At 70.6% G+C, this 22,531-nt stretch carries 18 protein-coding genes and 1 pseudogene; 10 read left to right on the top strand and 9 right to left on the bottom strand.

The window, feature by feature from the left end; genetic code table 11:
* Positions 1–82: 82 nt before the first annotated feature.
* Complete coding sequence (locus tag ACQPYK_RS02235) at positions 83–1,849, top strand: prolyl oligopeptidase family serine peptidase (protein WP_433249355.1); 1,767 nt, start codon at positions 83–85, stop codon at positions 1,847–1,849.
* Positions 1,850–2,026: 177 nt separating this feature from the next.
* Here the strand turns inward: ACQPYK_RS02235 and ACQPYK_RS02230 are convergent, their stop codons facing one another.
* Complete coding sequence (locus tag ACQPYK_RS02230) at positions 2,027–3,571, bottom strand: PP2C family protein-serine/threonine phosphatase (RefSeq protein ID WP_433249352.1); 1,545 nt, start codon at positions 3,569–3,571, stop codon at positions 2,027–2,029.
* A 120-nt stretch (positions 3,572–3,691) separates the two neighbouring features.
* Between ACQPYK_RS02230 and ACQPYK_RS02225 the strand changes: the two genes are divergently transcribed.
* From ACQPYK_RS02225 to ACQPYK_RS02205, 5 genes are all read left to right on the top strand, one after another.
* Positions 3,692–7,885, top strand: a complete 4,194-nt coding sequence (locus tag ACQPYK_RS02225; RefSeq protein ID WP_433249349.1) for a HAMP domain-containing protein — start codon at positions 3,692–3,694, stop codon at positions 7,883–7,885.
* Between the two features lies 1 nt (position 7,886).
* The gene (locus ACQPYK_RS02220; protein WP_433249346.1) at positions 7,887–8,519 is read left to right on the top strand and encodes a response regulator; all 633 of its coding nucleotides are present in this window, start codon (positions 7,887–7,889) and stop codon (positions 8,517–8,519) included.
* A gap of 626 nt (positions 8,520–9,145) precedes the next feature.
* Positions 9,146–9,313, top strand: a complete 168-nt coding sequence (locus ACQPYK_RS02215; protein WP_433249343.1) for a hypothetical protein — start codon at positions 9,146–9,148, stop codon at positions 9,311–9,313.
* A gap of 81 nt (positions 9,314–9,394) precedes the next feature.
* Positions 9,395–9,565 (top strand): hypothetical protein, encoded by a 171-nt coding sequence (locus tag ACQPYK_RS02210; protein WP_433249340.1) that lies wholly within the window; start codon positions 9,395–9,397, stop codon positions 9,563–9,565.
* A 267-nt stretch (positions 9,566–9,832) separates the two neighbouring features.
* Positions 9,833–10,810, top strand: a complete 978-nt coding sequence (locus ACQPYK_RS02205; RefSeq protein WP_433249337.1) for a phosphotransferase family protein — start codon at positions 9,833–9,835, stop codon at positions 10,808–10,810.
* Between the two features lie 178 nt (positions 10,811–10,988).
* Here ACQPYK_RS02205 and ACQPYK_RS02200 read toward each other — a convergent pair whose 3' ends face one another.
* A complete protein-coding gene (locus ACQPYK_RS02200) occupies positions 10,989–11,285 on the bottom strand; it encodes a hypothetical protein (protein ID WP_433249334.1) in 297 nt (98 codons plus the stop codon).
* A gap of 258 nt (positions 11,286–11,543) precedes the next feature.
* On the opposite strand from ACQPYK_RS02200, the gene ACQPYK_RS02195 reads away from it, so the two are divergent.
* Entirely contained in the window at positions 11,544–11,798 is a 255-nt protein-coding gene (locus ACQPYK_RS02195) for a GntR family transcriptional regulator (protein WP_433249332.1), read from the top strand.
* Positions 11,799–12,041: 243 nt separating this feature from the next.
* Here the strand turns inward: ACQPYK_RS02195 and ACQPYK_RS02190 are convergent, their stop codons facing one another.
* Positions 12,042–13,604, bottom strand: coding sequence for a DUF7507 domain-containing protein (locus ACQPYK_RS02190; RefSeq protein WP_433249330.1), 1,563 nt, complete (start codon positions 13,602–13,604; stop codon positions 12,042–12,044).
* Positions 13,605–13,913: 309 nt separating this feature from the next.
* Here ACQPYK_RS02190 and ACQPYK_RS02185 point away from each other — a divergent pair, with 309 nt between their 5' ends.
* Positions 13,914–14,693 carry a MerR family transcriptional regulator gene (locus ACQPYK_RS02185; protein ID WP_433249327.1) on the top strand — a complete coding sequence of 260 codons (780 nt, stop codon included), beginning with the start codon at positions 13,914–13,916 and terminating at the stop codon, positions 14,691–14,693.
* A gap of 176 nt (positions 14,694–14,869) precedes the next feature.
* Entirely contained in the window at positions 14,870–15,709 is an 840-nt protein-coding gene (locus tag ACQPYK_RS02180) for an SMI1/KNR4 family protein (protein ID WP_433249324.1), read from the top strand.
* An 89-nt stretch (positions 15,710–15,798) separates the two neighbouring features.
* On the opposite strand, the pseudogene ACQPYK_RS02175 reads toward ACQPYK_RS02180, so the two are convergent.
* The 4 genes and pseudogenes from ACQPYK_RS02175 to ACQPYK_RS02160 all read right to left on the bottom strand — a co-directional run.
* Positions 15,799–15,957: pseudogene (locus tag ACQPYK_RS02175) on the bottom strand (transposase); the annotation flags it as partial.
* Positions 15,958–16,048: 91 nt separating this feature from the next.
* Positions 16,049–16,408: a hypothetical protein gene (locus ACQPYK_RS02170; protein ID WP_433249321.1), complete on the bottom strand. Its 360-nt coding sequence runs from the start codon at positions 16,406–16,408 to the stop codon at positions 16,049–16,051.
* A 210-nt stretch (positions 16,409–16,618) separates the two neighbouring features.
* Positions 16,619–17,788: an NYN domain-containing protein gene (locus ACQPYK_RS02165; protein WP_433249318.1), complete on the bottom strand. Its 1,170-nt coding sequence runs from the start codon at positions 17,786–17,788 to the stop codon at positions 16,619–16,621.
* A 261-nt stretch (positions 17,789–18,049) separates the two neighbouring features.
* Complete coding sequence (locus tag ACQPYK_RS02160; RefSeq protein ID WP_433249315.1) at positions 18,050–20,470, bottom strand: sigma factor; 2,421 nt, start codon at positions 20,468–20,470, stop codon at positions 18,050–18,052.
* Between the two features lie 174 nt (positions 20,471–20,644).
* On the opposite strand from ACQPYK_RS02160, the gene pyrE reads away from it, so the two are divergent.
* Positions 20,645–21,181, top strand: coding sequence for an orotate phosphoribosyltransferase (gene pyrE / locus ACQPYK_RS02155; protein ID WP_433249312.1), 537 nt, complete (start codon positions 20,645–20,647; stop codon positions 21,179–21,181).
* 54 nt (positions 21,182–21,235) lie between these two features.
* Here the strand turns inward: pyrE and ACQPYK_RS02150 are convergent, their stop codons facing one another.
* Positions 21,236–21,673, bottom strand: a complete 438-nt coding sequence (locus ACQPYK_RS02150) for a hypothetical protein (RefSeq protein ID WP_433249309.1) — start codon at positions 21,671–21,673, stop codon at positions 21,236–21,238.
* A gap of 52 nt (positions 21,674–21,725) precedes the next feature.
* Positions 21,726–22,439, bottom strand: coding sequence for a DedA family protein (locus tag ACQPYK_RS02145; protein ID WP_433249306.1), 714 nt, complete (start codon positions 22,437–22,439; stop codon positions 21,726–21,728).
* Between the last annotated feature and the right edge of the window lie 92 nt (positions 22,440–22,531).

The following is a 22,531-nucleotide window of genomic DNA, read 5'->3' as shown; positions in this document are numbered from 1 at the left end:
CGGAGGCGACATACTGGACGGCAATCCGGCGAGCCCGCGCCTGGACGCGTGAAGCGAATGCCTTGACGGAGGGAAGCCCCATATGAAGGCGGAGGAGCGCTGGCAGGCCAGGTTCCGAGCGCCGCGCGTGACACTGCCCGTGTGGGCACGTCAGGCTCCCGCCCGGGCCGTCTACCGCAGCAACGCCTCCGGCGCCTGGGAGATCTACGCATGGGACCGGACGACGGGATCCACGCGTCAGGCGACCGCCCGCCCCAAGGGCACCGCGCACGGCGCGATCGACCCCACCGGCCAGTGGATCTGGTGGTTCTCCGACACCGACGGCGACGAGTGGGGCCACTGGATGCGTCAGCCGTTCACCGGCGGCCCCGACGAGCCGGTAGAGCTCGAAGCCGGCTGCCCGGCGGGGATCGCGCTGTCGGCGACGGGCGAGGCCGCGATCGGCGTCGCCCGCCCGGATGACGGCTTCAGGGTCTATGTCGTACGGCCCGGCCAACCGGCCCAGATGATCTACGAGCACACCGAGGCCGCCTCCGTGGCCGCCATGTCCCTGGACGGCTCGCTGATCGCGATCAGCCACAGCGAGCACGGCAACTCCCGGCACCCCGCGCTGCGCGTGCTCCGGCAGAACGGCGACACCGTCGGCGACCTGCACGACGGCCCCGGCAAAGGCGTCCTGGGCCTGCGGTTCGCGCCCGTCCCGGGCGACCGCCGGCTGCTGGCCCTGCACGAGCGCAGGGGACGCCGCGAGCCGCTGGTCTGGGACCCGGAGAGCGACGAGCAGCGAGAGATCTGGCTGCGCGACTCCGGCGAGATCACCGCGGACTGGTACGCCGACGGCCGCTCGCTGCTCGTCGTCCGGGCCAACCGCGGCCGTACCCACCTGCACCGCTACGACCTGCCGGGCGGCAGGCTCTTCCCGATCGAGACCCAGCACGGCGTGATCGACGCCGCCACGCCCCGCCCCGACGGCTCGGTCGAATACTCCTGGTCCAGCGGCGCCCACCCGCCGGTGATCCGCTCCAGCAACGGTCACGTGGTGCTCAACCACAGCGGTTCGACCTCGCCGCCGTCCGTCCCGGTCGAGGACGTGGACGTGGAGGGCCCCGGCGGGCGCATCCACGCCCTGGTGTCGCGCCCGGAACGCGGTCTGGGACCGTTCCCGACGGTCTTCCTGCTGCACGGCGGGCCGACCTCGCAGGACGACGATTCCTTCGTGCCGCAGGTGGCGGCGTGGGTGGATCTCGGCTTCGCGGTCGTCCGGGTCAACTACCGCGGCTCCACCGGTTACGGCTCGGCCTGGCGGGACGCCCTGACCGGGGAGGTCGGGCACATCGAGCTGGCCGACGTGGCCGCCGTCAGGGAGGTCATGGTCGAGCGCGGCATCGCCGACCCCGACCGGCTCGTGCTGTCCGGCGCCTCCTGGGGCGGCTACCTCACCCTGCTCGGCCTGGGCACCCAGCCCAAGATGTGGGCGGCGGGCATCGCCACGGTGCCCATCGCCGACCATCTGGCCACCTACGAGGAGGAGACCGAGGCGCTGCGGGCCTACCACCGCGCGCTCCTCGGCGGCTCGCCCGGCGAGCAGCCGGAACGCTACGCGATCTGCTCGCCGATCACCTACGTCGACCAGGTCGAGGCGCCGGTGATGATCCTGGCCGGGGAGAACGACCCGCGCTGCCCCATCGGGCAGATCGAGACCTACGTGGCCCGGCTCGCCGCGCGCGGTCACGAGCACACCGTCTACCGCTACGACGCGGGCCACGGCTCGCTGGTCGTCTCCGAGCGCATCGCGCAGATGTCGGCCCAGTTCGAGTTCGCGCGCAAGCACGTGAGAACGGACGCCTAGCGACACCCGCCCGCCGTACGCGCCCGCCCGCCGTACACGCCCGGCCGCCACACGCGCCCGGCCGCGCCGCTCCTGACACGCGGCCCCTCACGGGAGGCCCGGGAACGCCCGCGACCGGCCGCGCGGGACCGGGCCACCTGGCGTGGACCGGCGATCGTCATCCGCGCCGAACCCGGATCACCGGGCGCGCAGGACCACGATCGCCATGTCGTCCGCGCTCGGCTCGGGGGCGAAGTCCTGTACGGCCCGGCGGATCCGCTCGGCGACCGCCCCCGCCGACAGGCCCACGCACTCGGCGAACAGCTTGGCCAGGCCCCCGTCGTCGTCGAGCAGCCGGCCGTCCTGGCGACGCTCGGTCACCCCGTCGGTCACCGCGAGCAGGACGTCGCCCGGGTCGAGATGGACGAGCTCGGCCTTGAAGCTCGCCTCGGGGAAGACGCCCAGCAACGACTGGGAGGTCACCACCGTCTCCACGACCCCGGTGGGCCGCAGCCGCAGCGCCTCGGGATGACCTGCGGAGACCATCCACACGTCCAGCCCGTTCGACACGGGCTTGATCTCCCCGTGCAGCAGGGTCAGGAAGCGGGCCCGGTCGCCCTCGTCCAGGATCGCCTGGTTGAGCCGGTCGAGGACGGCCGCCACGCCGTACCCCTCCCTGGCGAGCAGGCGCAGGGTGTGGCGGGCCAGGCCGGTGACCGCGGCGGCTTCGGGTCCGGTGCCGCAGACGTCGCCGACCGCGAACCGCCAGGAGCCGTCCCCCGCCGCGAACAGGTCGTAGAAGTCGCCACCGACCTCGTTGGTCTCCCCGGCGGGTTCGTAGACCACGGCGGGGTCGAGTCCCGGGATCTCACCCGGCTCGTTGGGCGGCAGCAGGCTGCGCTGCAACGCCCGGTTGGCCGCCGCCTGAGTGGCGTAGAGACGGGCGTTGTCCATGGCCAGGGCCGCGCGGCGGCCGATGTCCTCGGCGTACTGGAAGACGTCCTCGGCGAAGCGGTCAGGCCGTCCCAGGCACATCGCCCCCAGCGCCCGCCCCCGGGCGAGAAGCGGGATGACGAGCATATGCGAGTCGCCGAGCTGGATGGAGCCGCCGGACTGCGGGACGTGGACCGTGGCGAGCTCCTCGCGCAGCCCGTCGATGCGCCGCTCGTCGGTGTGCCAGAGGTAGGCCGGACGCTGCGGGCCGCCCACCCCGCCATCGCTCCAGGTGTAGACGGCGCACCAGGTGGCCAGCCGGGGCACGACGATCTGCGAGATGATCGCCGGGACCATGTCCGGGTCGAGGGTGCCGGCCAGCAGGTCGCTGGCGTCGGCGAGGAAGCCCATCCAGATCGGTCCCCGGCTCGGCTCCTCGGTGGACCACTCCGCGGCCGTCCGCTCGGCCGATCCGGGCAGCGGCAGGCGCGCCCAGTGGATGCGATGCTCGCCGGTGAAGGTGACGCCCCACTCGTCGACCGGCACGCCGGGCGGGTCGGGGATCTCCCCGGAGGCGCCCTTGCGGCGCACCTGTATCTGCACACCGTCGTCGAGGTGGCTCCAGACCACCTCGAACGGCACCTCGGTCATCCCCACGGTGAACTCCTCCGCCAGCCGCTCGGCCGCGGTGAGCACGGACGCGGCGGCCCAGGCGGTCATCACCTCTCGGGTGAACCGCCTGGCAGCAGGAACGGCCGTGTCTCCTGGAGCGAACGTGGCGGCCAGGACGGCTCGGGGAGCATTGGTCACTGTTCCGTGCCTACCACACTTGACGGCGTCATGGTGTAAATCGAAGGCGGGACTCCGAGTTGCGCACCGTGACAGACTGGGATGACTCGCGGCTGCGCCCCCGGGAGTCAAGGAGGTCTCATGACCACGGCCAATACCGTGCCCGACGTCGAGGAGCGACGTTACAGCGAATCGGATCTGAAGCCGATTCTTCAGACACTCATCACCTGGCGCGACGGCGACTTCCGCCGCCGGGTGCCGCATGCCCCGCCGGGCATCCTGAGTGAGATTCGCCTGCTGCTCAACGAGGTCGCCGACCGTCGCGAGCACCTGGCCAACGAGCTCCACCGGGTCCGCCGCGAGGTGATCAAGGAGGGCCGGTTCGGCGAACGCCTCACCGCGGGTCCGGGCGTGGGCTCCTGGGCGGAGAGCGTCGACTCGGTCAACTCGCTGATCGACGCCCTGGTCGGACCGGTCAGCGGTGCGGCGGATGTGATCGACGCGGTGGCCAAGGGAGACCTGTCCCGCCGGATAGACCTCGATCGCAGGGCACGGGGCGAGGTGCGCCGCCTCGGCAAGGCGATCAACGGCATGGTCGACCAGCTCTCCCTGTTCACCTCCGAGGTGACGCGCGTGGCGCGCGAGGTGGGCACCGAGGGCCGCCTCGGCGGCCGGGCGAACGTGCGCGGCATGTCGGGAAGCTGGCGTGACCTCACCGAGGCCGTCAACACCATGTCCAGCCGCGTCTCGGCGCAGGTGCGCGACATCGCGCTGGTCACCACCGCGGTCGCCAGGGGCGACCTGAGCCGCAAGGTCACCGTCGACGCGGTCGGCGAGATGTTCGAGCTGAAGAACACCGTCAACACGATGGTGGACCAGCTGTCGGCCTTCGCCGAGGAGGTCACCCGCGTGGCGCGCGAGGTCGGCACCGAGGGCCAGCTCGGCGGCCAGGCCCAGGTGCGCGGCGTGTCGGGGGTCTGGAAGGACCTCACCGACAACGTCAACGTCATGGCGAGCAACCTGACCACCCAGGTACGCGCCATCGCGGCGGTGTCCACGGCGGTGGCGCAGGGCGACCTGTCCAAGAAGATCACCGCGGACGCGCAGGGCGAGATCCTCCAGCTCAAGGACACCCTGAACACGATGGTGGACCAGCTGTCGATGTTCGCCGACGAGGTCACCCGCGTCGCGCGCGAGGTCGGCACCGAGGGCCAGCTCGGCGGCCAGGCCCGCGTCCGCGGCGTGTCGGGGGTCTGGAAGGACCTCACCGACAACGTCAACTCCATGGCCAACAACCTGACCTACCAGGTGCGCAACATCGCCGAGGTCACCACCGCGGTGGCCACCGGCGACCTGACTCGCAAGATCGACGTGGACGCCCAGGGCGAGATCCTCGCGCTGAAGACCACCATCAACACGATGGTCGACCAGCTGTCCTCCTTCGCCTCCGAGGTGAGCCGGGTCGCCCGCGAGGTCGGTTCGGAGGGGCAGCTCGGCGGCCAGGCCCAGGTGCGCGGCGTCTCCGGCACCTGGAAGGACCTCACCGACAACGTCAACGTCATGGCCAACAACCTGACCACCCAGGTGCGTCAGATCGCAGCGGTGTCCACCGCGGTGGCGCAGGGCAACCTGTCCAAGAAGATCACCGCGGACGCGCAGGGCGAGATCCTCCAGCTCAAGGACACCCTGAACACGATGGTGGACCAGCTGTCGATGTTCGCCGACGAGGTCACCCGCGTCGCGCGCGAGGTCGGCACCGAGGGCCAGCTCGGCGGCCAGGCCCGCGTCCGCGGCGTCTCCGGCGTCTGGAAGGACCTCACCGACAACGTCAACTCCATGGCCAACAACCTGACCTACCAGGTGCGCAACATCGCCGAGGTCACCACCGCGGTGGCCACCGGCAACCTGACCCGCAAGATCGACGTGAACGCCCAGGGCGAGATCCTCGCGCTGAAGACCACCATCAACACGATGGTCGACCAGCTGTCCTCCTTCGCCTCCGAGGTCACCCGCGTCGCCCGCGAGGTCGGTTCGGAGGGCCAGCTCGGCGGCCAGGCCCGGGTAGAGGGCGCCGAGGGCATCTGGAAGCGGCTCACCGAGAACGTCAACGAGCTGGCGGGCCGCCTCACCACCCAGGTCCGCGCGATCGCCGAGGTCACCACCGCCGTCGCCCGCGGCGACCTGACCCGCTCGATCACCGTCGACGCCGGGGGCGAGATCGGCGAGCTCAAGGACAACATCAACACGATGGTGTCGGTGCTGCGCGACACCACCACCGCCAACCAGGAACAGGACTGGCTGAAGTCCAATCTGGCGCGGATCTCCCGGCTCATGCAGGGCCACCGCGACCTGATGGAGGTCGCCAAGCTGATCATGAGCGAGCTGACCCCGCTGGTCTCCGCCCACTACGGCGCCTTCTACCTGGCCGAGCCCGTCGGCGACCACGACCTCTACCTGATCGCCGGATACGGCGCGCGCCCCGGCTCGACGATCCGCCAGCGCTTCGCGGTCGGCGAGGGGATCGTCGGACAGGCCGCCCTGGAGGGCAAGCGGATCGTCCTGGAGAGGGTGCCCTCGCACTACCTCACCGTGGACACCGGCCTCAGCTCCTCCGCCCCGGCCCAGATCGTCGTGCTGCCGATCCTGTTCGAGACCCAGGTTCTGGGCGTCGTGGAGCTGGCGTCGTTCAGCCAGTTCGGCGAGGTCCACCACGACTTCATGACCCAGCTCGTCGAGACCATCGGCGTCACGATGAACACGATCATCGCCAACTCCCGGACCCAGGACCTGCTGACCGAGTCGCAGCGCCTCACCACCGAGCTACAGGAGCGCTCCGACGAGCTGCAGCGCCAGCAGGAGGAGCTGCGCCGCTCCAACGCCGAGCTGGAGGACAAGGCCGCGCTGCTGGCCAAGCAGAACCGGGCCATCGAGATCCAGAACTTCCAGATCGAGCAGGCCCGCCGTACGTTGGAGGAGCGCGCCGAGCAGCTCGCGGTCTCCTCCCGCTACAAGTCCGAGTTCCTGGCCAACATGTCCCACGAGCTGCGCACCCCGCTCAACAGCCTGCTGGTGCTGGCCAAGCTGCTCACCGAGAACGCCGAGGGCAACCTCACCGTCCAGCAGGTGGAGTTCGCCAGGACCATCCACGGCGCCGGCTCCGCCCTGCTCCAGCTGATCAACGACATCCTGGACCTGTCCAAGGTCGAGGCCGGGCGGATGGACATCCATCCCCAGCAGATCTCCCTGCCCAAGCTCGTCGACTACTTCGAGGCCACCTTCGCGCCGCTGGCCCAGGACAAGGGACTGTCGTTCGCGGTCGAGGTGGACCCGTCGATCCCGCAGGAGCTGCGCACCGACGAGCAGCGCCTGCAGCAGGTGCTGCGCAACCTGCTCTCCAACGCGATCAAGTTCACGCCCAGGGGCGAGGTACGGCTGCGCGTGATCCACGCCCAGCGCGCCGTGGCCTTCGTGGACGACACCCTGCGCGGCGCCGACGGCATCCTGGCCTTCGAGGTGGTGGACACCGGCATCGGCATAGCCGCCGACAAGCTGGAGGTCATCTTCGAGGCGTTCCGCCAGGCCGACGGCACCACCAGCCGCAAGTACGGCGGGACGGGCCTGGGCCTGTCCATCTGCCGCGAGATCGCCCGCCTGCTCGGCGGTGAGATCCACGTGGTCAGCGAGGTCGGCCAGGGAAGCACCTTCACCCTCTACCTGCCGCCCTCCTACGGCGGGCCGCTCGCCTCGCGCGACGGCGGGGCGGCCGCCCCCAACTCCTCCTCACGCGGCCAGACCCTCGTCGGGGTGCTGGAGGAGCCGGACGACCTGCCGGAGATAGCGATGTCGGAGGACCTTCCGGCCTCGCACTTCCCGCAGGAGGACTTCCCGCAGGGCGACGGCAAGACGTGGAAGGGCGGTGACGACCCCCTCGCCGGGGCCAAGATCCTGATCGTGGACGACGACATCCGCAACGTGTTCGCGCTGACCAGCGTGCTGGAGCGGTACGGCTCGACGGTGGTCTACGCCGAGAACGGCCGCGAGGGCATCGAGCAGCTCGAACGCAACGAGGACGTCGCGCTGGTCCTGATGGACATCATGATGCCCGAGATGGACGGCTGGGCCACCACGTCCGCGATCCGCCGGATGCCCCAGTTCGCCGATCTGCCGATCATCGCGCTTACCGCTAAGGTCATGCAGGGCGACAGGGAGAAGAGCATCGCTTCCGGCGCCTCCGACTACGTGCCCAAGCCCGTAGACGTCGACCGGTTGCTGGAACGTCTGCGCGGCTGGCTCACCCGGGGCAAGCCAGCCGTTGCCACAGACGAAAGGGCGTGAGATGCCGGACCGAGCCAAGATCCTCCTTGTGGACGACCGGGAGGAGAACCTGATCGCGCTCGAGGCCATCCTCAGCTCGCTCGATCTGGTGCCCGTGCGAGCCAGGTCGGGCGAGGAGGCCCTCAAGGCCCTGCTCAACACCGAGTTCGCGCTGATCCTGCTGGACGTGCGCATGCCCGGCATGGACGGCTTCGAGACCGCCTCCCACATCAAACGCCGGGAACGCACGCGCAACATTCCGATCATCTTCCTGACCGTGGTCGACAGCGCGCCCGACTACGCCTTCCGCAGCTACGCCGCCGGAGCCGTCGACTACCTCACCAAGCCGTTCGACCCCTGGGTGCTGCGGGCCAAGGTCGCGGTGTTCGTCGAGCTCTACAACATGAACCGCCGCCTGGCGGAGCAGGCCTCCATGCTCCGCGAGCGCCTCACCACCGAGCTGCCCCCGGGCGACGCGGCGGACCAGGGAGCCGTGCTCCCCGAGCTGTCCAGGCGGCTGACCGCGGTCGAGGACGAGCTGACCCGGGTCAGCGAGCTGGCGCGCAAGGCCAACGACCCCAGCCTCGCGGGCCCCTTGGCCGACCTCTCCCACCGCCTCAGCCACCTCCGGGCCGGCTTCGACGCGCTCACCTGACCGGCGGGACGCGCCCTTCCGGTTTCCGGGGGCGGCGCCATTTTCCCGGGGTTCGCGTTTCCCGGGGTTCGTGTTTCCCGGGGTTCGTGTTTCCCGGGGTTCGCGGGGCGGCGGCGCCGGCGGGACGCTCCGGCCCGCCGCCGTCGGCCCACCACGGCCGGATCGGCCTGTGATACCACGGTGATCTGGTCCGCTTATCGGGGATCTCTGCAGGAACCGCCTCCGGCACGGGGAATCGCCGATCGATCGCGAACCGATGTGGGAGCGCCGCGCCGAGGTCGGGGCCGAAGCCGGGCCGCCACCCAGAGAGCTTTCCGCCATCAGGAATATTGGAATCTGTTTCCACGGTCAGGAATGTTGGGACCTGTCCAAAGCCGGCCGCGCAGGCGCCGGGACCAGCCCGTTAGTGATCCACGAACCAATGTCAAGATCACAAACTGTTGAAACGCGCCCATCCGACACGGCGATCTCTCCCATTATTTCTTGATCTTGATCTGGCTTACGTTGCAGGCGCGAAAGAGCGATGATCACCCACTCCGGCGTCGCAAGACGGCGGCGGGCGAAGTGCTCATCGCTTACGAACAACCGGTGTCGATCACACCGCACGGCTCCACAGAGGAGATCTCATGATCCGTTCCCTCGGCAAACTGGGCGACCGCATTCTCGACAAACTGCTTCCCACGACCTCCGCGGCCGCCGACACGTGCTGGCAGGAGTGGAAGGACGTCGGCTACATCGTGTTCCGGACGTGCTGCATCGCCGGCGGCCGTACGGGCTGCACTCCCTGGCGCTGATCGACACCCCCACTGAACGATCACCATGCGACACGTGGCGCCGGCCGGAATGAAGCCGGCCGGCGCCGTGCCCTCGGCGCCGTGCCCTCGGCGCCGCCGGTGGCGGTCGTCTGGCTGACCGAACCGGTCATCGACGGGCTGACCGGCAGCCGGGGCCGGGGCGTGCTGCTTCCGCTCGCCGCCGTGACGACCGCCGGCCTGCCGCAGGCCGGCGGCTGGAAATTCACCGCGAAAGCCTCCGCCTCGCCGTAATCACACTCCTGTCGAGGGTGTTCTCCCGAATGTGTCCTGAGCCCCGAAGTAGCTTTGTGTGACAGTGGCTACTCTGCGCTGGGTTTGCTCGGGGGTGGACGGCATCGGCCGATCAGATGGTGTCGGTGACGCGGTAATCAGGACGGCAGACGCCGTCCGCCGGGCACGTCGGCTGCGTGGACGCATGGCGGCCCACCCGCCGCTGACTCGATTGCGAGGTACCGCTGACTCAGGCAGCATGGTCGGTCGACCTGACGAAAGGCGATCATGACACGGGCGTTCTTGCAGCCGGACGATGTGCGCGACTTGGTAGCGGAACAGTTCGGCGGTGGCCGGCGGCTCGCCGCGCTGGACCGATTGACCGGCGGCAGCAAGAAGGGCGTCTACCGGCTCCGTCTGGACGACGAGACGACCGCGATCCTCTACGTATGGGCGACCGGCGAGAACTACTGGCCGCCGTCGCCGACCGTCCCGGACGACCCGTTCACCGACGCGTCGGGCGCGGAACTGTTCGCCACCAACCACGCGGCCCTCGCCGCCGCAGGCGTGCGGACCCCACGGCTGCTGATGCTCGACCGCGACGGCCGCTATCTCGAGGCCGACGTCGCACTGGTCGAGGACGTCGGCGCGGTGAAGCTCGAAGAGTTGATGGAACACGACCCGGCCGCGGCTGCCATGCCGTTGTCCACGCTCGGTGACGCCTTGCGCCGCATGCACACCACGCTCGGCCCGAAGTACGGCAAGCTCGCCGCCATCACCCGCGGCAAGGCGCCCCAGACCCGACGCACCGAGGACATCATCGTGGACCGGGCGCTCGGCCACCTCGACGCCGCGGCGACCCGCGACGCCCGGCTGGCGGACGCACATGACCGGATCGCGGGACATGTGCGTCACCTTCGTGGCGTGGTGACGGCACGCGAGACGTACGGGCTGGTACACGGCGAACTCGGACCGGACCACGTGCTCGTCACTCCTGCCGGCGAACCCGTCATGATTGATTTCGAGGGCCTGGCGTACTTCGACGTCGAGTGGGAGCACGCCTGGCTGCAGATGCGCTTCGGCGACGCATACCCGGTGCTGCGTCCGGTCGATCTCGACCCCCACAGGTTGGAGCTCTACCGGTACGCCCAGGTGCTGTCCCTGATCGAGGGCCCGCTGCGGATCGCGGACACCGACTTCCCGAATCGGCAGTGGATGCTGGACCTGGCCGAGTGGAACATCACCAAGGCGCTCGCCGTCGTCTGACGCCTTTGCTCCGGGAATGAGGCCGGAACAGCCGCACGAATCAAGGACGTCGTCGCCAGCGTGATCGACCAGCTTGAGACCGAGCTCGGCCACACCAGACGCGAGGTTTCCGAGAGCATGGCCCGGACCCGGCCGATCTGAGGCGCACCCGCGCCGAGGCCGACGCCGTACAAGCCGATCACCGCGCCTGACCGAGGAGAAGCAGCCGCCACAACGGCTCCGCCTCCCCCGTCCGCAGCCAGTCGCTCTCGTGCACGACCACACCGCCGGACCTGTACGTCCGGCGGACGAACATCAGTCCGCCTCCCTGGCACAGCTCGTAGCTGATCGTGCGGCAGTCGCAGGTGTGCTCACGGATCCGTATCCGGTCCGCGCGCGGAATAGCCGTCCGCCAGGCCACCAGCTCGTGCTCCTTCTGCAAGGGAGCCACGTGGATGCCGTGATGCCGCTCCCCCATACGGTTCAAGGCGTTCACGACCCGCTCCCTGCGCTCCGTCCGCACGTCACCAATCAATGTGGACATCGATGAGCAGCACACCGACCGTGTCGCACAGCACCCTTCACGATCACTGCACTTCAGGACGGCACGGGGAAGCCCGCCCCGGAACGACTTCACCTGCTGCCCACCGATGCCATGCCCTCACTCTAAAACTCAATGACTATCCTTGTCTATAGACATGGATAGACGTAGGCGAATAAAGGTCCCTGACCAGCGATTTCTATCGTTGTCAGCATGATCGAGTTCGAGCCGGATCGGCCCAAGTGGCGGCAGATCGCCGACGTGATACGCGAGCGCATCGTCTCCGGCACGTACCCGCCGAAGTATCTGGTCTCCGAGCTTCAGCTCGTTCAGGAGTTCGGCGTGGCCAGGGAGACCGCCCGCAAGGTCGTGCGGCAGCTCAGAGAAGAGGGACTGCTCTACACCGTTCCTCATATGGGCAGTTTCGTCACCCTTCCCGAGGAACGCGACAACGCGTCAAAGGAGTAGTCGCCCGCATCAGGAGCAGGGCCAGAGCTCTTCCGGTGCGGGTCGTGAGTCGGGGAAACAAGAAAAGCCCCCACCGATTTCGACCCGGCCACCACATCCTGGAGCCTGTCCCGGCCGCGCTTGCGCGACGGCAGGCACCGTGCCGTCGCAGGCGGTCGGGACAGGCTCAGGAGTTAGAAGTCAGGCTTCAGAAGCCCGGACGGCCGCCGCGACAGCACGGCTCCGCGTCGGCCGTCCCGGGGATCACCCCTTCGGCCGTGGCGAGCAGGATGCGCATCGGGTGGGGTCACAGTCCGCGCAGACCGGGGCGGGGTCGACGCAGACCCTGACGGTGTCGGTGTCGTTCGTCGGGTCGAGGTCCTTCTGGTCGCCGCCGACGGTGGCGGTGTTGATCTTTGTTCCGGCGGCGATGGCCTTGGCGTGGATCGTCAGCGTGGCCGTGCTGCCCTTGGCGAGCGCGCCCACCGTCCACACCCCGGTCCCCGGGTCGTAGGCGCCGGCCGAAGACGTCGCCGAGACGAGGGAGAGGCCGGCCGGCAGCACGTCCTTGACGGTGACCCCGGTGGCGTCGTTGGGGCCCGCGTTGCGGACGGCGATGCGGTAGGTGACGGTCTGGCCGACGGTGGCCCTGGTCAGGTCGGCGGACTTGACCAGGCTCAGGTCGACGGCGGGGTTGACCCTGGTGACGACGTCACCGGAGGTCGAGGTCAGCGGCTCCGGGGTGGAGCCGAGCCGGTTCTCGTAGTCGACGGCGCCCTGGTTGGTGATCTGCTTGCCCGCGGCGGCCCGGTCGACCCTGACCTGGAACTCCACCGTGGTCCCGCCGGGCAGTTCGGCGGTGTTGGGCAGCCGGCCCAGCGTCGCGCCGGTCGCGCCGTCGCCCAGCGAGAAGGAGACCTTCCCCGTCACGGGGTCGAAGCCGCCCTGGTCGTCGCCAGGCTGGTCGGTCTTGATCCCGGTGTTGGGGCCGCTCACCACGCGAAGCGAGCCGGGCACGTAGGAGGTCCCGGCCGGGATGGCGTCGGTGAGCCGGACGTTCTCCGCCGCGGCGCCCCCCTCATTCCGGGCGATCAGCCGGTAGGTGACCACGTCCCCGACGTCGACGGGACCGACGGGGATCGCGTCCTTGGTGACGACGACGCAGGGCGCGGTGCCGAAGAAGACGTCGTCCAGGAAGTTGCCGATGCCCGGGTTGCCGCCGGCCGCCGAGATGGAGTGGAAGGAGAACCTGGTGATCGTCTGCCCGTCGGGCACCGTGTAGGTGCCGGTGTAGGAGCCCCAGCTTCCGGCGCCGTCGGAGACCACCTGCTGCCGCACCGGCGCCCCGGGGGCACCGATGTCCAGGCTCATCGTGTCGACGCCCAGACGGCCACGGTGGGACAGCCGCCAGTACAGCTTCGCCCCCGGGGTGGTCGGGTGGTCCTGGTAGAGGGTCGAGACCTGGTTGGCGTTCAGCTCGGCGAACTGCCTGCCCGCGGCGGGCACGGCGTTGGTCGGGTTGGGCGGACCGGTCCAGAGCTCGATCTGGTGGTCGGTGGCCGTCGTCAGCCAGCCTGGCACGCCGTTCTGCGAGGCGTCGGGGAAGAAACCGACCGCGCCGCCGACGACGGCCGGCCGCTCGAAGCTGCCGTTGACCAATGCCACCCGTCCGGGGCAGGACGCCGGGTCGGGTGCGGCACGCAGGGCCGCCCGACCCGGATCGATCCGCGCGGCGTCGGCCTGGTTCGCGCTGAGCAGGGTCAGCGGTCCGGTCAGCATCGCCAGCGCGGCGACCGGGTAACACATCCGTCGGATGTGCCTCATCATCGACTTCCTCTCGTCCGGCAACGGATTGCCTCCATCTGCCAGGCCGCGGAAAGGGCGGCGCTGGCGCTGGAGGGCAGAGTTGCCTGACGACGGGACCGGGGGCACGCGGACACGTGCACCGGATCCAATGCTTGGCAAGACGTTGACCTGCGGGGACCCGCCAAAGAACCGGCGCGGACCCAATGAAGGGAAGATCTCCACCGAACCTGGCCCCGGCTGTGGCGGCGGAGCGGGGCGACCCGAGCGGTCCTCCAAGGGCGTCCGGGACCACTTGAACCTGACGCGGCGGCAGGTTCTAGCGTGAGGCACGTGATCGAGACGGACGGCGGTCGCCGGTGGAGCATCGGCGAACTGGCCCGGGCGAGCGGGATGACCGTGCGAGCCCTGCACCACTACGACCGGATCGGGCTGCTCGTGCCGCAGGAGCGGACGGTGTCAGGACACCGTCGCTACACCGGGCGGGACCTGCGGCGGCTCTACCGGATCCGGGCGCTGCGCGCGCTCGGGCTGTCGCTGGAGGCGATCGCCGGCGTGCTGGCCAGCGTGCTGACCGGCCAAGACGACGACCTGGCCGCGCTGCGCGACCTGCTGGCGGCCCAGCTGCGCGGCCTGGAGGAGCAGGCCGTACGTATCGGGGAGCTGCGCGAGCGGATCGGCGGGCTGCTCCAGCGGATCGACGCCCGCCAGATGCCCGATCCGGACCAGTTCATGGCGACCTTGGAGTTGATCTCCGTGTACGAGACCCATTTCACCCCGGAGCAGCGCGACCGGCTGGCCGAGCGCCGGGCCGAGCTCGGCCCCGAGGCCGTCGAGGCGGCCAAGCGCGAGTGGGCCGCGCTGGTGGAGGAGCTGCTGGCGCACGTGGCGGCCGGCACGCCGGTGGACGACCCGCGAGTGGCCGGCCTGGTGGCCCGGTGGGACGCGCTGGGTGCCCGTTTCCATCCTCCGGCTGAGCCGGGGCGGGAGACGGCGGCGGCCGCCCGGCGGATGTGGCGGGACGACGGCGCCGAACTCGGCGCCCGGCTTCCCTGGCCGGCCGAGCGCATGGCGGCCCTGGTCGGCTACCTGGAGCGGGCCCGCCGGATCTAGGCCTGGCTCACGGATCAGGCGCGGAACCGCCGGATCTAGGCCTGGCTCGCGGATCAGGCGCGGAACCGGATGAACAGGGATCGATATCCCCTCCCGCGATCCTCGGGCGTCGTGACCGGGCCGGACGGCGGTCAAGGCGGATCTTCGGCCACGCCGGCTCGCTACACTCGCGGGCCATGACGATGATCGACGAATTGATCCGCCTCGTACCGCCGCCCGTGGAACCGGTCGACGCGCGAGGCGACTGGAGTGCGGTCGAGGCCGCCCTCGGGCTTGAGCTGCCCGCTGATTTCAAGACGCTCATCGAGCGATACGGCCTTGGCCAGTTCGTCGACTTCGTCACGCCGCTGACTCCGTTCGGCACTCACGACCTGCTGGTCCAGCGCGCTCAGCGACTGCTGGACAGAGAGCGGTCCTTCCGTGAGAAGTATCCCGACGAATGCCCTCACCCGTTCTACCCGGAACCCGGCGGGCTGCTGGAGTGGGCCGGTACCGACAACGGTGACTCGCTCTGCTGGCTGACCGAGGGAGAACCGGACGGTTGGCGCGTCGTGGTCTGGAACCCGCGCAACATCGCCTACGACGCGCACGACGTCGGCGCGGTGGAGTTCCTGCACGGCTGGCTGAGCGGGCGGATCACCACGCCGATACTGCCCGACGAGGTCGAGGCGTCGCCGTGGTTCGAGCCGTTTCGCGAGCGCGAACACGTCTACATCGAGCTGTCCGAGGGCGAGTCGCCCTACCATGAGCGGTTGCGGATCCTGCGCGACGCGCTCGCGCCCACGGCGGACCGGGGCGGTTACGACGACGAGGACGGCGACCGGCAGGACCACTTCGCCGCCACGGACCTCGGCTGGCTGCTGACCTACGAGACGGCCTACGGTCACCGGATCCGGGTCGCCTTCCCGCCCGAAGACGAGGAGCGGGCTCGCGTGACACTGTTCGACGCGGCCCGCCGCATGGGCTGCCAGGTGCTGTCGACGACGACGCACCGTGGAGAGCCCGTCTGGGCCTAAGGCCTGTCTGACAATTCAAAGTGGCGGAGCCAGAGCATGACGGATGCCAGGGTGACGCCTGCGAGATAGCGGCCGGCGAGCTTGTCGAAGGGGATGTCGCGCCAGGGCGATCCGGTCCGCAACCGCCACAAGATCCCGTTGATGACCTCGCGGTGATCACGCCAGGGACGTCCCCTGCCGTCCGTCGCGGATAGGAGGGGCTCGATCCGTTGCCAGGCCTTGTCGGTCAGCTCACCTCGTCGCACCACGAACGATCATCCAACCGCACCACCGTGATCATTTGTCGGACACCGGCAAGGGCGTGTCCCGCGATCATGTGATGGGGTCACGCGACATGTGCTAGGGCAGCCATCGCAGAGCTGCGTCGGCGCAGCTCTCGGGGCTGCTGTTGAAGGCGATGGCTGCGTCGGGCGCGTGCCGGCGGACCAGGTTGACCACCTTCTCGAAGAGTTCGAGCAACGGCTCGTGCGTGCGGATACCGCCCCCGATCACCACGCAGACGTAGTCTTTGCGGGTCAGCGCCTCCTCGATCGCTCCTTCAGGGTTCTCCTCGACTGCCACCAGGCACCAGTCGGCCTCGACGCCATAATCTTCGAAGCGGGCCTGACCGCGTGCTATCGCCGCCTGGACAGGCTCGGGGTCCCAGCCCTGGATCTTGGCGGGATCGAGGCCGAGCACCAGTACTCGTGTCGCTGTCACGCGTCCTCCTTCTCGCAGAAGGATTCCACGCCGGCGCGATGGTTGAAAGTGGTTACCGGGTCCATCGACGTCGCCTCGATCCGCATCTGGCTCCGCGACCCCGTCACATGATCACGGGACACGCCTTGGACCCGCTCCTCGGGCTCCGAGTCTCGAACAGGATCGGCGGCACGACGATCCGGGCCGGGGCGGAACGCTCCGGGACGGGTCTCAGCGGCGGGCGCGCTCCAGGGCGTCCCAGAAGCCACGGCGGAGGGCGTGGCGGACCTCGTCGTGCAGCAGGAAGTCGATCGGCAGGGAGGAGCCCTGGAGAAGGCGGGCCTCCAGGTCGGAGGGCATGCGGGGCTTGCGGGCGAGCACGGCCTCCAGCCACAGGGCGGGAGCGTCCTTGGCGACGGACTCGCCGAAGTCGTGGCCCTCCTTGTGGGCGGCCTTCACCGCGTCGGAGAGGGTGGTCGTGCTGCTGCCGGCCGTGTTCTGGATCGGCATGGGAGTCGGCTGCGGGCCGGTGTAGACGCCGAGCTGGCCGGGCTGGTAGCCGGGCATGCCGCCGGTGTTGCCCGAGGTGTACTGCTGTGCGGTCGGCATCGGGCCCGTCGGGCCGTTGGGTGCCGCCAGGGGTTGGGGCTGCGCGGCCGGAGCCGGTTGCGGAGGCTGGGGCGGCGGAGCCGACGGGGGCTCGTGGGTGTAGCTCGGATAGGTCGGCAGCGCCGGCTGGGAGGGGGCGGGAGCGGGCCGGGGAGCCTGACCCGCGGAGGCGGCGGCCTGGACACCGTTGACGTGCGGAACAGTGGCCTGGCCGTTGCCGCTCGGCTGGTGGCCGTTGACCGGTGCCGGTGCGTCCGAGGCGGCCAGGTTGACGTACGGCCTCAGGTGGCTGCCGCCGATCTCGATCAGATCATCGCATTCCTGGCGGAGCGAACGGGACACCGCCCAGCTGCCGTCGGCGCTGATGTGCACCACGGTGACGCGGATGCCGAGATCCTGGGCGTCGCAGACGACCTGCGCCAGATCCTCGTCGCCGCTGACCACCACCGCGTCGCAGACCGCGTTGTTGCGGGCCAGCGTCATCAGATCGCGATGGACCTGGGCGTCCACGCCCTCGCGGCGGCCGGGGCGGATGCGCGACAGCCGCAGCTTGAGGCCGGGGATGTCGGCCAGCGCGTCGTGCTCGGCGGTGCGGCGGCCCTCGACGCTCGCCTCGTACCAGTAGCAGCGCAGCAGCGGCAGCCCGGTGCGCTCCTTGGACAGGTTGCTGAGCAAGGTGAGCAGGCCCGGGTAGTCCCAGGAGACTGCTTCGCGATGGCGGGTCCCATGCACGGCCATCGCGCCGTCGGCCAGCAGGTAGCCAGCGTCCACGAACAGCGCGCAGCGATCCACGCGACACCGCCCTTCCTACGTGGCCCGCCCTTTCGGCTCAGACAAGCCTGAAAGCCCTCTGAGAGACCAGACAGACGGCCCTTCCTCAGGGTAATCAAGCAACTGATCGCCCGAGGGTGAATCCCGACGATTCGACCTGTGCCTGACCATAGGCCGGAGTGTTCACGCAGACCGTACCAGTTCGTCCGGTTCTTGAAAGCGCGCCCGTCGGCCGTACTTTTACCAACCTTTGTTGGCCCGTTCCATTCGGCTCCTCTTTTGTCACTCGGGCCTTTGGACCCGCACCACCGCGGCGCCGAAGAACAGCACATCGCGGTCGGTGCTCACGCTGAGGACCGGATCGCGGCCGAGGGGCGCCCGGAATCGGTCCACGTCCGTGCCGAAGGTCGTGCCCGTCTCCAGCGCGCCCGTGGCGGACCCGTCGAACGGATTGCCGGCGTCCCGGTCGCCGCCGTCAGGCCGGAGCGGGCGCCCGCCCAGCGTCACCCGGTCCCCCCGCACGCCGGCGTCGCCCTCCCAGGTGATCAGGTCCACCCGCGCGGGCGCGGCGGCGGGCGCCAGCCCGTCCAGGGGGATCCGCGCCGGCCCGTGCCGCCGGTCCACCACCGTGGCGGTGTCGACGACGACGGCCCTGCCGTACGGCTGGCCGGAGTCGGCCGCGATGACCACCAGGCTCCATCCGGCGTGCCGCGAGACGCCGGGCGCGAGCGAGGCGTCGGCGGCCCAGTAGGTCCCGCGGAGCTCGCCCATCAGCCGTGTCACGTCGGCGAACGCCTGGTAGCCCGCGCCGGCGGGCAGCCGCCGTTCCGTCACCCGCTCGGCCCGCACCGGCGCGTACCGCGCCTGTCCCGGCGCCTTGAACCTGATCCGCCCGTCGGCGGGCGCGCTCGCCGACCAGTAGAGCCCGGCCCAGACCAGCTTGCTCGTCTCCGGCAGGTCCAGCCGGGCCGCGCTCGAACTCCTCGTCGACGGATCCCGATCCCGGTCGGCGGGGCTCATCTCCCACATGTCGTTGTCGCGGCGGCCGTTCTTCCCGGTCCGGGCGGCCTTGCACGCGGAGTCGGCGGGAGCGCAGTCCAGCAGGGTGTTCCCGACCGCGGCGGTGACCACCCGGCCGTCGGCGGCGAACCGGGCCGGGGCTCCCACGGCCCGTACCCCGGTCCGTGACCTGGCCGTCACCGCGACCCCGGCGGAGGATACCCGGACCGAGGGCGCCGAGCCCTCGGCCGCCGACGGCGAGACCACGACCCGCAGGAAGATCGCGGTGATCCGGCCTGCGGGCAGCGGCCCCCGCAGGCATCTCGCGCCCGAGGCGCCGGCCCGGCAGGTCCAGCCGTCTACCGTGCCGACCGGCTTGACCACGGCGACCGCCCGTCCCCGGCGCGCCGCCGCGAGCACCGTCACCCCGTCCGGCAGGCCGACATCGGCGACGAGTTCTCCGCTCTCGCGCCGGCCGGCGTTGCGCAGCCGTACCGCCACGATGCCCGCCTCGGAGCGGACCAGCGCGCCGAGGGCGTCGATCCCGGCGACCAGGCGCGGCGCGGGACCCGTTCCCCCGCCGCCGGCGTCCGTCCGCCCGCCGACGGGGCCCGCCTCCCGGCCGGGAGGAGACGCGGCCGCTCCCGGCCGGCTCGGCGACGGCCTTTTCGCCTTCCCCGGTCTTCCCGACTTCGCCTTCCCCGGTCTTCCCGACGGGGACGGCAGACCCTCCGGCCCGGAAGCGGGTGCCGGGGCGGCGGCGATCGGCGCAGGAGCGGGGACCGACGCCGCGGGCGCGGCCCGGAGCCCCTGGGCCGAGACCAGTACGAGAGTCGCCGCCAGGGCGGCCGCGCCGGCCGCCGCGCCCCCCGCGACGGCCCGCCGATGGGACATCGGCGCCCGGCGCCACCAGCCGAGCGGCCCCCTCGCGTCCGCGGCGCTCGCCCTGTCCAGCGCCGCGAGGTATCCGGCGAGCGCGGTGCCGGCGACGAGCGGGCCGACGATGACGCGCAGCCCCTGGTTGACGTCGGCGAGCTCCAGGAACACCTCGTGGCAGTCGTCGCAGCCGTCCATGTGCTCGTCCAGGTCCCGGCTCTCCCGCCTGGCCAGGGCGCCCCGCACGTAGGCGACCATCCTGCGCAGCATCGGCCGGCATCCCTGCCGGGGAGCTCCGGCGAGGTGCGCCCGCAGGTAGGCCTCACGCCAGCCCTCCCTGGCCATGTAGGCCAGCGCGGCCACCCCGTTGGCAGTCACTCCCAGCAGGAGGGCGACCTCGGCGGCCCTGGACCTCTCGACGGCGGTGTGCCACAGGACGAGCTGCCAGCGCTCGGGCAGCGACAGGAAGGCCCGGGCCACCGGCGAGCGTTCCAGCCCGTTCAGCGCCGGGTCCGCGAAGGGCGCTCCCGGCTCGAACGCCCGCCCGCTCTCCCCGCACGCCCGGTCGTGGACCGTACGGCGGAGCGCGGTGAGCAGGTAGGGCCGGAAGGCCTCCCTCGGGCCGCCACCCCGCCTGACGAGGTCGAGGATCCCGGTGAACGTCTTCGCCAGGACCTCTTCGGCCTCGGCGGGACTCCGGACGAGCCGGTGGGCGAGAACGCGGGCCGCGAACGCGTGCCGTTCGTACAGCACGCCGTAGGCCGTCGCGTTCCCGAGCCGCGTCTCGGTCAGCAGTTCAGCATCACCTTGAGAGGTTTTGGCACTCATTGTTACCTCACGATTACCCGGGGTCGCCTGCCGGCTAATTCCGCACTTCACGGCATGACTAAACCGGGATCACGCCTTTGCCTCCGGCCGGTCTCCTCCGGAAAGGTCCGCGGCGGCGCCGCCCGGGCGGGGGCGCGATCCGGGCGCTGTCGAAACCGCCCTAACCTTGTTGCCATGAGCGATCGTGAGAGTCTCCTGGCGGAGATCAAGGACAAGGGCGTCGTGCACGGCAAGGTCGTGCTGTCCTCCGGCAAGGAGGCCGACTTCTACGTGGACCTGCGCCGGGTGACCCTCGACGGGCGGGCGGCGCCGCTGGTGGGCCGGGTCATGCTGGACCTCACCGAGGACCTCGACTACGACGCGGTCGGCGGGCTCACCCTGGGCGCCGACCCGGTGGCGACCGCCATGCTGCACGCGGCGGCGGCGCGGGGCCGGACGCTCGACGCGTTCGTGGTCCGCAAGGCGCAGAAGGCGCACGGGATGCAGCGCAGGATCGAGGGGCCCGACGTGGTGGGCCGGCGGGTGCTGGCGGTGGAGGACACCTCCACGACCGGCGGGTCCCCGCTGACCGCCGTGGAGGCGCTGCGCGAGGCCGGCGCCGAGGTCGTGGCCGTGGCCACGGTCGTGGACCGGGGCGCGGCCTCGGCGATCGCCGAAGCGGGCCTGCCGTACCGGACCGCCTACAGCCTGCAGGACCTCGGCCTGGCCTGAAAGGGACGCACCGCGGAAAGAGCGCACCGCCGAAAGAGCGCACCGCGGAAAGGGTCACTCGCGGGAGGCTGTGAACTCCTGGCGCTCCCCGGCCTTGCCCGGGGAGCGGACGGCGCCGTTCACCTCGACGCGGACGGCGGCCGAGTCGGCCAGCACCACGTCGACCTTCGCGTCGAAGGACTGGACCTGCTCGTCCTTGTCCATCTCCCGGTCGAGCAGCACGTCGCCCGCGGTCACCTTGAGGAAGACCTTGGGGCAGTGCTCCTGCAGGCACTGGACGCGGACCGTGGGCACCTGCTCGGGAGTCGCGGAGGGAGCGGCGGCGGTCGGCGTGGACGACGTGGCGGGCCGCGCGGCGGGCTCCGTATCGGAGCTGAGCACCCCGGCCAGTGACAGGGCGCCGGCCACGATCAGGGCGACGAGCGCCAGCACCGCCAAGCCCACGAGCGCGAGGCGGGCGATGCCCATCGGATCAGACCTGTGGCGTCCCACACAGTGGAGGGTAGCGGCTGTGAGGAAGTCTCACGCCCGATCGCGGGATCGGTCAGCGCCGGCTGTCGCCGCTGGGTTCGCCACGGTGGTGCTTGCCCTGCGGAAGCGGGACGCCGGGGGCGCCTTCCTTGCGGCCCTTGATGATCTCCCGGATGATCGGGATGACCGACAGCAGGGCGATCACCAGAGCGCCGGGCAGGATGTATTTGTCGATGTCGGGCACCGCGGACCCGACCAGGCGGCCGAACAGCAGCATGCCGTCGGTCCAGATGATGCCGCCGACGCAGTTCCACAGGAAGAACCGTTTGCGGTCCATCCCGAGCATGCCCGCGACCGGGTTGAGGAACGTGCGGACGATGGGGATGAACCGGGCCAGCACCACGGCCTTGGCGGGACCGAACTTCTGGAAGTAGTGCTCGGCCTTGTAGACGTATTCCTGCTTGAAGAGCCTGGAGTTGGGCCGGTCGAACATCCGGCGGCCGTAGGTGGCGCCGAGGTGATGGCCCAGCTGGGCGCCGGCGATGGCGCAGATCGGGGCCAGGACCAGCAGCAACGGCAGCGACAGCGGCTTGAGGCCCTCGATGGCGGCGGCCGCCTCGGGGGTGCTGAAGACGCCCGCCGCGACCAGCAGCGAGTCGCCCGGCAGGAAGAAGCCGAGCAGCAGTCCGGTCTCGGCGAAGATGATCCCGAGGACGCCGATGGTGGCGAAGGGGCCGAGCAGGCCCAGCCACCACTTGGGGTCCAGGAGATTGTGCAGGAGGTCCATCGCGGTGAAGCCTACCGGCGATGGAGACCCCAGATCGAGAGTTGGCACAGGCAGAAGTGGTGACGGAGCTATCCGGGTGGGAAGGAACCCGG

The organism is Streptosporangium sp. CA-135522, assembly GCF_050949235.1.
In the GTDB taxonomy this organism is placed as follows: Bacteria; Actinomycetota; Actinomycetes; order Streptosporangiales; family Streptosporangiaceae; genus Streptosporangium.
The sequence above is the reverse complement of the archived record's forward strand: the minus strand, read 5'-3'. Positions and strand labels throughout refer to the sequence as shown.